This is a genomic window from Paraburkholderia sp. LEh10, assembly GCF_017814945.1.
Classification (GTDB): domain Bacteria; phylum Pseudomonadota; class Gammaproteobacteria; order Burkholderiales; family Burkholderiaceae; genus Paraburkholderia.
The window spans coordinates 1-11683 of sequence record NZ_JAGIPX010000008.1 but is presented as its reverse complement, the minus strand read 5'-3'; the positions used below and the strand labels follow the sequence as shown (position 1 = coordinate 11683).

9 protein-coding genes and 1 pseudogene are annotated in these 11683 nt (G+C 62.4%); 3 read left to right on the top strand and 7 right to left on the bottom strand.

Features of this window, described 5'->3' with window-relative positions; translation table 11 throughout:
- The first annotated feature begins 21 nt into the window (after positions 1-21).
- Entirely contained in the window at positions 22-1509 is a 1488-nt protein-coding gene (locus J8I87_RS08720; protein WP_209931051.1) for an ATP-binding protein, read from the top strand.
- Positions 1510-1540: 31 nt separating this feature from the next.
- Here the strand turns inward: J8I87_RS08720 and J8I87_RS08715 are convergent, their stop codons facing one another.
- Both J8I87_RS08715 and J8I87_RS08710 read right to left on the bottom strand, forming a co-directional pair.
- Complete coding sequence (locus tag J8I87_RS08715; protein ID WP_209931050.1) at positions 1541-2041, bottom strand: aromatic-ring-hydroxylating dioxygenase subunit beta; 501 nt, start codon at positions 2039-2041, stop codon at positions 1541-1543.
- Positions 2038-3318, bottom strand: coding sequence for an aromatic ring-hydroxylating oxygenase subunit alpha (locus J8I87_RS08710; RefSeq protein ID WP_209931049.1), 1281 nt, complete (start codon positions 3316-3318; stop codon positions 2038-2040). The genes J8I87_RS08715 and J8I87_RS08710 overlap by 4 nt, the downstream gene beginning before the upstream one ends.
- Positions 3319-3484: 166 nt before the next feature.
- Here J8I87_RS08710 and J8I87_RS08705 point away from each other — a divergent pair, with 166 nt between their 5' ends.
- Complete coding sequence (locus J8I87_RS08705; RefSeq protein WP_209931048.1) at positions 3485-4405, top strand: LysR family transcriptional regulator; 921 nt, start codon at positions 3485-3487, stop codon at positions 4403-4405.
- A 2-nt stretch (positions 4406-4407) separates the two neighbouring features.
- On the opposite strand, the gene J8I87_RS08700 is transcribed toward J8I87_RS08705, so the two are convergent.
- On the bottom strand, positions 4408-5379 hold the full coding sequence (locus tag J8I87_RS08700) for a PDR/VanB family oxidoreductase (protein ID WP_209931047.1): 972 nt from the start codon (positions 5377-5379) through the stop codon (positions 4408-4410).
- Between the two features lie 150 nt (positions 5380-5529).
- Complete coding sequence (locus J8I87_RS08695; protein ID WP_209931046.1) at positions 5530-6510, bottom strand: MDR family oxidoreductase; 981 nt, start codon at positions 6508-6510, stop codon at positions 5530-5532.
- 250 nt (positions 6511-6760) lie between these two features.
- Here J8I87_RS08695 and J8I87_RS45940 point away from each other — a divergent pair, with 250 nt between their 5' ends.
- Complete coding sequence (locus tag J8I87_RS45940; protein ID WP_209931045.1) at positions 6761-7126, top strand: hypothetical protein; 366 nt, start codon at positions 6761-6763, stop codon at positions 7124-7126.
- 364 nt (positions 7127-7490) lie between these two features.
- On the opposite strand, the pseudogene J8I87_RS08685 reads toward J8I87_RS45940, so the two are convergent.
- From J8I87_RS08685 to J8I87_RS08675, 3 genes and pseudogenes are all read right to left on the bottom strand, one after another.
- A pseudogene (locus J8I87_RS08685) lies at positions 7491-8688 on the bottom strand (PQQ-binding-like beta-propeller repeat protein); the annotation flags it as partial.
- 298 nt (positions 8689-8986) lie between these two features.
- A complete protein-coding gene (locus tag J8I87_RS08680; protein ID WP_209931044.1) occupies positions 8987-10012 on the bottom strand; it encodes a hypothetical protein in 1026 nt (341 codons plus the stop codon).
- Positions 10013-11466: 1454 nt separating this feature from the next.
- Positions 11467-11683, bottom strand: a 217-nt coding sequence (locus tag J8I87_RS08675) for a hypothetical protein (protein ID WP_209931043.1), incomplete at its 5' end; no start/stop codon positions are given.

Here is an 11683-nt window from a genome sequence, read left to right as displayed (position 1 = left end):
ATGCTCTGTTGCGCGTGTCTCATGACTTTTCCAGCCGAAGAAGATTTTCAGCGTCTGCTCGACGCATTGACGCAGTGCGTGCTGCTGCACGACGCGCACACGAAGGCAATCGTATGGGCCAACCGCGCCGCGTGCGTCGCATTGGGCTTTTCGCTCGAAGAACTGCTGCCACTCAAGGCGCCCGACATGACGCGTCCCGAGCCGAAGTACCGGCGCGAGATCGGCGTGGCCGCGATGGACCGCGCGATCACGGAGGGGCCGCAGGTGTACGAGTGGTGTTATCGCTCGCGCTCGGGCGTGGACATGCTGTCGGAGGCAATTGCGACGTATGTGCCGCTGCGCGAGCGGGCCGTCGTGATGGTGCAGTTCCGCGACATCAGCGCGCAAGAAGCGATGCGGCAGAAACTGCGTCGCTACGAAACGCGTCTGCGCGAGTTCATGCAGGATCTCGGCGAAGGCGTCGCGGTTCTCACGCCGCGCGGCAAGCTCGAATTCATCAGCGAATCGGGGCGCCGCGTGCTGGGTGTTGCGCCGGGTGAGCCGCCTGGTGGCGTGCTCGACTACTGCACGCGCGCCGATCGTGACAGGCTCGTCGCGCAATTGCGTCAGGCCGCGGGCGAGCAGCCGATGCACGCGCAGCGCTATCGCATCACACGACGCGATGGGACGACTTGCTGGTTGCGCGTCACATGCCGCCGCGTCGCGATTGAAAACGAACTGAACGGCTTGTTGATTCACTTCCGCGACATCAGCGAGGAGGTCGCGATGGAGGAGGCGCGGCGCACGGAAGCTCGCATGCTCGAATACGCGGGGCGCTACAACGCAATGGGTGAAATGGCGACGGCGATCGCACATGAGCTGAGTCAGCCGCTCGCCGCCGTGCGTAATTTCATCGAAGGCGCGATCCAGCGGCTCAATCAGCCGGGCGGGATCGAGTCCGCTATCTGGGGGCTGCGCAGCGCGGACCGGCAGGCCGAGCATGCGGCGCTCATCATCAAGAGCGTGCGCGAGTACATCGTCAGGCGCGACCCGACGGAGACGCATGCCGATCTGCGCGACATCTTGACGGATGTCGCTTACTTCATCGCGTTGCGCGCGAAAGAAGAAGGCGTGCGCGTGCGCATCGAACAGGCGAGCGTGCCTTTGCCCGTGTTCTGTGAGCGCGTGCTGATCGGTCAGGTCGTGCTGAATCTCGCCTTCAACGCGCTCGACGCGTTGACGGGCGCAAAGGCCGCGCACGGCGTCGTGACGCTCGCGACGGCGATGGCGGAGGGACAGGCGGAACTGCGCGTGACGGACAACGGCCCCGGCGTGCCCGCCGATGCACATGAACGTCTGTTCGACGGCTTCTCGTCGTCGAAAGCGGGCGGTAACGGCATCGGCCTTTCGCTGTGCAAGAACATCGTCACGCGGCACGGCGGACGGATCTGGGCACAGGCGGCGCAAAGCGGAGGACTCGACTGCCGCTTCGCGTTGCCGCTTGCGCGCGCCACGGGGGCGCGCGCTTAGCCGAGTGCTCGAAGCCACGCTCAAAGCGAGCTCAAAGCAGAAAGCCGATTGCGCTCAACGCGTCCGTCGAATCGATCAGGCGAATCACCTTTTCCGCGAGACGCGGCTCGCCCGTCGCGAAACTGATTTTGTGCGTGAGATCGGCGGCGAAAATCGTCGATACGCCGCGCTTGTGCGCGACGATCACCTGCGCCGATTTCACTTCGACGATATCGGCGGCCTCGCTCGTCGGCGTGAAGCGCGACACCGTGCGCACCGTGCGCGCAGCGTCCGACGCCGATGCCGAATAGCCCGACGTCATGCGCTGCACGCGCTTTTCGCGCATGTCGTGGTCGTCGTACGCGTAGTTCAGCGTCGCGGCGTAGTCGGTCGTCTGCGCATCGATGGGGACGACGTAGAAGCCTGTCGTGTCCCACAGGTCGAGCCACGCGCGATAGTCGCGGCGATCCAGCAGCTCGGCTTCGCGCCAGATGAATTCGATTGAACGCGCGAAGGTCTGTTGCGAGAAGAGTGCGTTGCGGTCGTCCATCATGCCTCCATCATTGCGCGCCATTGGCGGTACGCTTCGCGCATGCCCGTTTCGTCGGTTGCGTGCGCGGTCTTTTCGCCGTTCGCGGCGGTCGTTTCGCGGTTCAGTCCACGGTTCACGAGAATGGGGACATCGGGACCCGCATGCGAGCCGCGCTGCACACGCTCCCATGCTTCGGCATCGTCGGGGCTGCCGAACCCGAACGGGCCCTGGAAGTGTTCATGAATGCGCAGGCGAACGCGATTTGCGTCGTCGGGGCCGCCGTCCATCGCAAGCGCGACGTGACGGATCTCCGTTTCGTCCACGGAGATGGGACGCAGCACACGGAAAAACGCCATCGACAGCGCGAGGTTCGGAAACAGATTCAGATTGAAGCCGACGCCCATCAGCGAGCGCACGATGCGCCGCACTTCTTGCGGCGAATGACGTTCGCCCAGTTTCGCGGCAAGCTCGCTGAAGCGCTCGGGCAGCGGCGCGCCGTCGTCCTTGTCGAGATCGACGAGTTCGGGCACGAGCACGGCGAGGCTATGACCGTTGCCGAGCGAACGGCAGAACGCGTCTTCGCTCGTCATGAAGCTCGTGATGGCAGCCGCCGTTTCGTCGTCGATCGACTTCATCCACGATTTGTGCACGACGGGGAAGTGATACAGATCGGTCGTGTTTTCGAGCTGGATTTTCCAGTTGCCCTTGAACTTGAACTTGTGCTCGCCGTTCGCCTTGATCGGATAGCCGGCGCCTTGCTTCATGAACAGATCAATCCAGGGCTTGGCGCCACCGAGAAAATCTTCGAGCGGTTCGATGTCGTCGTTGAAGCTCGCGAAGATCAGCCCTTGATAGATGCCGACCCGCAACTTGACGAGGGGAAGATCGCCTTTCTCGCAGACGCCTTCGTAGCCGTCGCCATAGGGCAGTGCGCGCAGCGTGCCGTCGAGCGCATATGACCAGCTGTGATACGGGCACGTAAAGCCCTTCGCATTGCCCTTGTGCTCTTCGCACACGGTCGCACCGCGATGGCGGCAGCGATTGTGCAATACGTTCACCGTGCCCGTCTTGTCGCGCACGACGATGACGGGCTGCCGGCCGATCGTGGTCGTGCGGAAGTCGCCGGGATTCGGCAGTTCGCTTTCGTGTGCGACCCAGATCCAGGTCTTGTTGAAAATCTTCTCGAGCTCGGCTTCGAACAGGTTCGGGTCGTAGTACAGCGAGGGCGCAATGCGATCGCTCTGAGCGCGGTCGCGCAGCGCACGCGTATCGATGGTCTGCCAGGTAGTGTCGCTCATCGGTGTGATGTGTCGGGACGTGATTGTCGAAAAGGAAAACAGGCGAAAGCGCGCATCTGTCGTGGTTCTTTCGCGTTGACACCAGTCTCCCTTTGCGACGATCATGCGTCAAATCGATTAAAAATGAGCCAGCCAATAAGTCCGGCAAATAGTCGGAAATCACATCATGTCGTCTCTCGATCACGTCGATCTCAATCTGCTGCGTGTATTTCAGGCGATCGTCGAAGAGCGCAGCCTCACCAAAGCAGGCGAGCGGCTCGCGCTCTCGCAGCCTGCCATCAGCTATTCGCTGGCCCGTTTGCGCACGCTGTTCGACGACCCGTTGTTCATCCGCACGCGCTCGGGCATGCAGCCGACGCCGATCGCGCTGGAGCTCGCGAGCATCGTGGGCCGCGCGCTCGATACCGTGCGTGAGGCGCTGCGCTACGCGGAGAGCTTCGATCCCGCGACGAGCACGCGCACGTTCCGGCTGTCGCTATCCGATGCGGGAGAAATGGCGTATCTGCCTGCGATCTGCGAGGCGCTGCACGAGCGCGCGCCGCGCGTAAAGCTGTCGGTCGAGCCGCTGCCTGTGGAAGAGATCGAAGACGCGCTGCGTTCGAGCAGGCTGGATTTCGCAATCGGGAATCTGCCGACGCTGATGGCAAGCACGCGCCATCAGTTGCTATTCGAAGAGACGTATGTGTGCATGACGCGCAAGCGCCGCGGCTTGCCCGCTGGCGCCGCGTTGAGCCTCGAGCATTTTCTGCAGGCGTCGCATGTGCAGGTGCGCTCCGTCGAGCACAGTCATCACGCCCTCGACGACGCGTTGCGCGCGCAAGGCGTCGGCCGCAACATCGCGCTTCAGTTGCCGCATTTCGTCGCGCTGCCGGGCGTGCTGGCCGTCACCGATCTGTTCGCGACTTTGCCGCAAAGGCTCGCGGGCATCCTCAACCGCAACGACGCGTTTCGCATTTATACATTGCCTGTCGCGATACCGCAGGCCACCGTGACGATGCACTGGCACGAGCACTTTCACGAAGACGAAGGCATCGCGTGGATGCGCGGGCTGATGGCGGAGATGGTGGGGCGCTTCGACCAGAAGTAGCGTCAGAGGTCGAGCACGAGCACGGGCGAGCGGGAACGCGACACGCAGCAGCAGATCACGCTGTTGCTCGCGCGTTCCGCCTTGCTCAGGCAATGGTCGCGATGCTCGGGCTCGCCGCTCACCACGTCCACCATGCAGGTGCCGCAGACGCCTTCGCCGCATGACGTATCCACTTCGATGCCGATCGTCGCGAGCGCTTCGACGATCGAGGTCTTGCCGTCCACGCGCACCGTTTGTCCCGTGCTGGCGAGTTGCACATCGAAGCTGTCGAGTGTCGCGTCGCTGGCGGGCGCGAGCGGCTGCGCAGCGAAACGTTCGAGATGAATGGCGTCGGCGGGCAGGCGCGCTTCGCCCGCTGCGACGACGCGGTCCATGAATGCCACCGGCCCGCACGTGTAGGCGTGCGTGCCTTGCCGCGCATCGGCGAGACAGGCATCGAGCACGGCGTCGAGCGCATCGGGCTCGATGCCGAAGTGCAGCGTGACATATCGATCGAACGGCGCGCGCGTGAGCAGCGGAAGAAACGCCGCGTGCTCCGCGCTTCGCGCGAAATAGTGCAGTTCGAACGGCGTGTTCGTCCTGATGAGCCGGTAAGCCATCGAAAGCAGCGGCGTAATGCCGATGCCCGCGCCAATCAGCAGATGCCCACGTGCGCCTTCGGCGAGACGGAACAGGTTGCGCGGCGCACCGACTGACAACTCGGTGCCGATCTGAACATCGTCATGCAGCGAACGCGAACCGCCGCGCGATCGCGTTTCCTTCTTGACGGCGAACAGATGCGCGTCGCGGCAGTCGGGGTCGCCGCACAGCGAATATTGACGTGTCACGCCCGAGGGGCTCGTGACGTCGATGTGCGCGCCGGGTTCGTAGGACTCGAACGGCAAGCCGTCGAGCCGCGAGATGACGAATGAACGGACGCCGTGCGCTTCGTCGCGCACGGCATCGACGCGAACCTTGAACGAATGGGCTTGCATGGTGCGATCCAGTTGTTGCTTGATGGGCGGAGTCGCAACCAGCTTAAGGTTCGCACTGGGATCAGGCAAATCGATTAAAAATAGGCGAACGCATAAGTCAAATCGATAATGCGAGGATGCGGCGGCAATCAGCCATTGATCAGCCGTTGATCAGCCATTGACGTCGACCACGAGGCGTCCCCGCACTTTTCCATCGAGCACATCGGGGGCCGCGGCGAGCGCCTTGTCGAGTCCGATCGCGGTGACCATCGATGCAAGCCTTTCGGTGCTCAGGTCCTGCGCAATGCGTTGCCATGCTTCGACGCGGCGGGCGCGCGGCGCCATCACGCTGTCGATGCCCGCAAGCGTCACGCTGCGCAAAATGAACGGCGCGACGGTGGCCGGGAAGTCCATCCCCTGCGCGAGCCCGCAAGCCGCGACGATGCCGCCGTATGCCGTGCCTGCGCATGCGTTGGCGAGCGTATGGCTGCCGACGGCATCAATCGCGGCGACCCAGCGTTCCTTGGCGAGCGGCTTGCCGGGTGACGACAGTTCCGCGCGATCGATGATCTCTTCGGCGCCAAGCTCGTGCAGATAAGCCGATTCAGCCGGGCGTCCAGTTGAGGCGATCACGTGATAGCCGCGCTTCGCGAGCAACATGATCGCGACACTGCCGACTCCGCCCGCCGCGCCCGTCACGAGCACCTTGCCCTGCTCGGGCGTCACGCCGTGACGTTCGAGCGCGAGCACGCACAGCATCGCGGTGTAGCCGGCCGTGCCGACTGCCATCGCATCGCGCGAGGTCAGCGGCGCGGGCGTGCGGACGAGCCAGTCGCCACTCACGCGCGCGCGTTGCGCGAGGCCGCCCCAATGCTTTTCGCCGACGCCATAGCCATTCAGGATCACCTCGTCGCCGGCTTTCCATTCCGGCTGTCCGCTCGACTCGACGACACCCGCGAAATCGATGCCGGGCACCATCGGAAAGCTGCGCACGACGGGCGAGCGGCCCGTAATCGCCAGTGCATCCTTGTAGTTCAGCGTCGACCATTCGATGCGCACCGTTACGTCGCCCTCGGGCAGATTGGCTTCATCGATGGTCGTGACGGACGCGCGGCTGCCGTTGTCCTGCTTCTCGATCAAGATTCCTTTCATGATTCCGTCCGTTGAATTCGCGGGTTGTCGGGGTGTTGTCGGGTGCCTATTAGTCTAGGCGAATGCGGACGGTTTGATCTGGCGCGCGGCACTCAATAATGCACTGAGCCGTTGCCGTGCAGGTGTAAATGCGTGGCCGGCACGCACGCGTGCCGGTTCGTCTTTCGTCGAATGAATGGGGTGTCGCGTTCAGCGCGTGAAATAGCCGCGCTGCTGCATGCACTTCGCGTACGCGCGCCAGTAACGGACCATGGGCGGCTCGGGCGGAGGCGGGGGCGGCATCTCGGCGAGCGAACCGGACGCCGGCATCGGCGCGCTGGCTGCCGAGGCCGTGATCGCACCCGATGCGGCGGGCGCCCCCGATGCTGCCCCGAGCGTCGCCGCCGCGCCGCTCGCGCCGCTTGCAGCGCCTGCGACGGCAGGCCCGGACGCGGCCGACGGCGCGGAAGCCGCCGTCGCGCCGGATGCGCCCGAGATCGCAGCAGGCAATGGCGGGTTGACAGGCGCCGGCGCAACGATGGGCCGCGGCGCCATGGTCGCGGCCTGGCTGGGCGGCGGCGGACGTTGCGACTCGCGCGCCATGTTCACGCGCGTCAACCTGTTTGCGTCGGCGTAGCAGGCGGCCGTATCGACGGCTTGCTGTCCCGGGCTTTGACTGCGTCCGGGCCAGGTCGGCGGCTGCTGCGCGAAGGATGCGCTACTGATGACGAAAAGCGCAATTGCGGCGTGGGCAAAGCGTCTCATAAGCGAGCGGACTCCCCTGGCGAAGTTTTGATCTTGTCGGTGCGCATTCGCGTCGCGAGGTACGCATGAAGCCTTCCGTGCGCCATCGCAGGGGCGGCCAGTCTGCCCGTGGCTGGCTGAAAGGTTTGCCATTCCAGCATATCGCGTCGCAGCGGCCTAACACGCCAGAAGTACGGCATTCGTCGCCAAATTCCGTGCTGCAATGCGGTATATGTCACACCATGATCATTGCCGCATCCGAGAACCGCAACGCCGTTGTTCGCGCCGACGTAGGTCTTGCCGCGTGAATCATCGGCGCGATGAACTTGTTGCCCGCGCCCCACTGGTCGCGCGCGCCCGCCTGATTGCTATTGTAGAACTCGCGTCCCAGATTGGTGGCGTCATACGCGTGCAATGCCCCCGTCGCGCCGTTTTCGGCGGGCCACAGTATCGCGTTCGATGTCCCATTCGCCGGGATCGCCGGGACGGCGCCCGGATAGGCAAGCGCCGTCGGGCTTCTGGAAGCCGCTGTCGTCGCGAGCAACGCCTTGGTGACGGGCAGCGCCTTGATGTGGTCGTTCAACCCGCCGTAGTAAAGCGTGCCGTTGAAGTACGCGGGCGAGCCCCAGATGCCGCCCGCCAGTGCGCCCGTCAGCACCTGCCAGATAGTGTTCGAGGTGGGGTTGAACTTGCCCATCGCGTCGCGATCGACGACATAGATCTTGTTGTAGATCTTGTTGTCCTTGCCCGCGGCGACGGCGAGATGCTTGACGTTGCCATCGGCCATCTTCTGATCCGGCAGCAGCATCGCGCCGCCTGAGCCGAAATCGTTGTCGGTGTTGGCGAGCTGCACGACCTTTCGTCATCGCAACGGCGTACAGCACGCCGTTCGGTCCTCGATTGCGGTCGATGACGGGCGTCGACGTGATGCCGATTTCCGGCGTGATGTCGCCGCAGCCGCGATTGTCGCTCGGTGTTTCGTTCGTGCCCGACAGAGACACCGTCCACAGTTGCGCGTCATTGTCCGCATCGTACGCATAGACGCTGTTGTGCCCGGTCGCGACATAGGTCACGTTATGAGTGGTACCGTTGATTCGCAGGCGTGAGACCGATAGCGGTTGAGCGTCGACCTTGGCGTCGGCGCAAGAAACGCGACTTTGCCGAACGATGTGGAGTTGACGTTCAAGGGCGTGAGTATCGTTTCGGCAAGCATTTGCCTCGTGCGCGCGAGATCGTTGTGCTGCATCAGCACATCCGTCGCGAATGTGGCCGTGGTGGGCGTCGAAGGAGTATTGCCCGTCGTGTTGTTGGCGAGCCGGAACCAGATCCCGGGCTGGAACCTGAACGGGAGCCCGAGCCAGTGCCGCTACCCGTGATCGAACCAGAGCCTGATCCCGCGTTGCCATGCGCGCCTGAACGATTGGCGCCCGTGTTGTTGGACGAGCGTATCCGCATCCCACGCGAAAGAGCGCAAGCGCCAACGCAATGGAAGCCCTGCTCCGACGTGTGAGCGTTCGAGATGAACACCCGTTCGAACGAGCCAGCGATATTGAATGTGGCCGAAGCATACGTGTTTGTCCCTACACCCGCGTGGGCGCGCTCGCACGGGGGCGTGGCGCGCTCTTTTATGCTTATGCGGCGCGACCTATCCCGTCATGTTATGAAGGTCGGCTCGGGAAGTTGCGACATCGCTTACTGAGTTTCCGCCAGCTGTTCCTGTGCTCGTGAAGTAACGCGGGTACCTGGGAAGATCTTAGTGCTGGCGGTAAATCTGCACATCGTCGACGACGGGTGGCGGCGCTGGAATATCGCGCGGCGAATAAGCCTGCATGGTGACGGGCAGCGGGCGTTGCACGGGTTCGACGGACGTCCCGGCAGCGGCCTTTCGTGAAGCGACCGCAGTGGCGTGGGGTTTGCGCTGCGCAGTCGTGGTGGACGACCTCATCAGCTTGTGTGTAGTTTGCGCATTTGCCTGTATGCAAGGCGAGCGTGGCCCGCAAACCTGACTCGCAGGCTTTGCGCTGACTCGATGCACCTGTAGCGCCGTCGTCGTGCTGTTATTGGCGCGTGCGGGCGGAGCGCTGGCCAGCTGGCGCGTGCGCGGCGCAGGCTGTGGCAAGGGAGGCGGGGGTTGCTTTGCCGACGACGGTTTGCCGGGCGTCCCATCGGAAGATGCAAATCGTGGTGTTGGTACGGACGGCAGGGTCGGCACGCTGCTCGCAAGCGAGCTGCTATGTGCGCTTGCGCTCGGATTTGAGGCTGCTCCCGCCACGACCGCGGCGTCGGTCGGATCGCGACTGTGCAGTGCTTCGATCTGGTTGCGTAAGGTTCGCGCGAGTTCTTGCGCGCGTTCCGCAATGGTTGCGTGTTCACGGCGCGGCATGGCGCGCAGTTCATTCTGGCTCGCCACGCGGCGCAAACGGTTTTGCATCGCGTCGCGTTGCGTGAGCGTGATGTAGGTCCCAACGCCGATTGCCAGGCCGAGCAGCACGACAGCCGCACCGATACTCAGGCTCCAGTCCGGCGTGCCGACGGAGGCGGGCGCAGCGAGACGGCGCGGCTTCGGCGTGATACGTCTGAAAAGCGGAGAACGTGCCGTGTGCAGAACGCGCGCATCGTTTTCCGATGCCCTCTCGATGACCTCACCCGCACAAGAGTCGAGTTGAAACAGTAGATCGAGTGGCCGTGCAGGGTGGCCTTGCTGCACGTCAGCGTTTGTCTCCGGGGTCCCGTCGCGTTGCTTGTGCTGCGGCGCGGGACTCTTGCGAATCGTGTCCATGGACGGACTCCCATGCCGCCACCCGGACGGCATCGCATGTTCTTCTCATTGGCAACCATCGTGCGAAGGACATGGCCCCGTTACGGCGCGAATTGGCCTTCATCGCAATGGTTATCAAGCAATATGGGTCAGCTTGCGTAGAAGGTCAAATAAAAGTCCGAATGCGAATTGGAAACTGTTGTTTTGTGCGAAATGGAAATGTGCCGATAGCGGGCGGTTTCGGGGCGTTGAGGGCGGCCCCTTCGGTTGTCTTGTCGACGTAAAACGGGGCGCAATTCGATTCAATACTTGCGATTCGAAAATTCGGAAGAAGGGAAATGGGCGCGGATGGGTTGGATGCTTAAAAAGTAGAAGTAAATGGAAAAAAATTGCTTAGTATTTTTTCGCCAATAATTGCACCCTATTAAAAGCTGTGGCCTGGATGGGTAACTTCGACCGATTCACTCCTCCGCGGCGTACGGCCTTGCATGTAGATTTTCTTTCTGCGTGCGATGCGAGCGTTCGGATGATCCGCGCAACATGCGCCAATGCTTAGGGACATTTTTACCAGGCCTTTTCGGACATCTTTTAATCGCCATTTCCTATTTTCTTGCAAGGCAATTACGGCCGTACCTCTCATGCGCTTGCGCGATCGCAGTGGCAGTTTCGCCGTGCCGCAGTGCAGCCGAAACGACCTCGATCTGCAACTCGTTGTTCGCCGGTTATTTCACCATTTCAGGCAACCTGGCGGCGGTCGTGGCCCATTGCCGCAAGGGGTTACATGTGCGATGGGCCTGCAACTTTTTCGGCGTGGTTCCGAAGGTGCCCGGCAGCGGAGTCGTTGTAACTTATTCGAAGCAACTTCGGCACGTGGGGTGAGAGCGATTGCGCAGCCGTGCTCGCAGGTCTCGTCATTACGCAAATGATTGACCACCGACAACTGTCGACGATGGAAGCGCCTTATTCGTCTCAATGTGCTTGGCGCGTGGGGCGACCGCGTTGGAGATTCATCGTGCCTGCAGAGTCAGATGAGCTGCGTTGGCAACGGGTCGACGCAATCCGGTCGATGTAGTTCGCGAAGCAGTCTGCGAACTTCTTGCAGGTGACATCGATCTCGTTGCTGTGAATACGACAAACGCATTGAACCACTCGAGAGGTACACAAGGTCTGCACACATGACGGGTAACCCGAGGACGCTGAACTACACAAACGGCACGTCGAAGCTAAATCTCATGGAAGCGCGGCTCTATGTCATATCGAAGAACGCGAGTGTCGCGAAGAGCAACCCAAGCCGACGGGTTTCGTTGGATCTTGATGGATCGTATATCGGGGTGCGTACGTTGGCCAGCGTAGCCGCTAGTACTTTTGTATCTATGGCTCTTTTGCTCGCGACATCGAGTCCACATCGCGAATGCGAGTCCAGCTCGAACTTTGACGGAACGGATAAGCAGGTGGTGACAAACGCAAGGCATGCGTCACGTGTCCAAAAAAGGGGCCTCGCAAGAAATTTCGTGGGTCGCGAAATAAGTGCTTGACAGCCCCCATGGGCCCCCGCATAATTCGGCCTCTCCAAACGACGGAGACGCAAAAAAGCAGCGCAAAACAGCGCCTTTTAGCGAATGTTCTTTAAAAATCAACAGCCGATAAGTGTGGGTGCTCGATGGCGAGCGCGCGGCGGTTTTCGGACCGCCG

Bases quoted from the DNA above. Each gene is read 5' to 3' on its own strand.
- J8I87_RS45940 (WP_209931045.1), top strand. From the start codon at position 6,761: ATGGGCGGCTCGGGCGGAGGCGGGGGCGGCATCTCGGCGAGCGAACCG.
- J8I87_RS08705 (WP_209931048.1), top strand. From the start codon at position 3,485: ATGTCGTCTCTCGATCACGTCGATCTCAATCTGCTGCGTGTATTTCAG.
- J8I87_RS08700 (WP_209931047.1), bottom strand. From the start codon at position 5,379: ATGCAAGCCCATTCGTTCAAGGTTCGCGTCGATGCCGTGCGCGACGAA.
- J8I87_RS08710 (WP_209931049.1), bottom strand. From the start codon at position 3,318: ATGAGCGACACTACCTGGCAGACCATCGATACGCGTGCGCTGCGCGAC.
- J8I87_RS08680 (WP_209931044.1), bottom strand. From the start codon at position 10,012: ATGGACACGATTCGCAAGAGTCCCGCGCCGCAGCACAAGCAACGCGAC.
- J8I87_RS08715 (WP_209931050.1), bottom strand. From the start codon at position 2,041: ATGATGGACGACCGCAACGCACTCTTCTCGCAACAGACCTTCGCGCGT.
- J8I87_RS08720 (WP_209931051.1), top strand. From the start codon at position 22: ATGACTTTTCCAGCCGAAGAAGATTTTCAGCGTCTGCTCGACGCATTG.
- J8I87_RS08695 (WP_209931046.1), bottom strand. From the start codon at position 6,510: ATGAAAGGAATCTTGATCGAGAAGCAGGACAACGGCAGCCGCGCGTCC.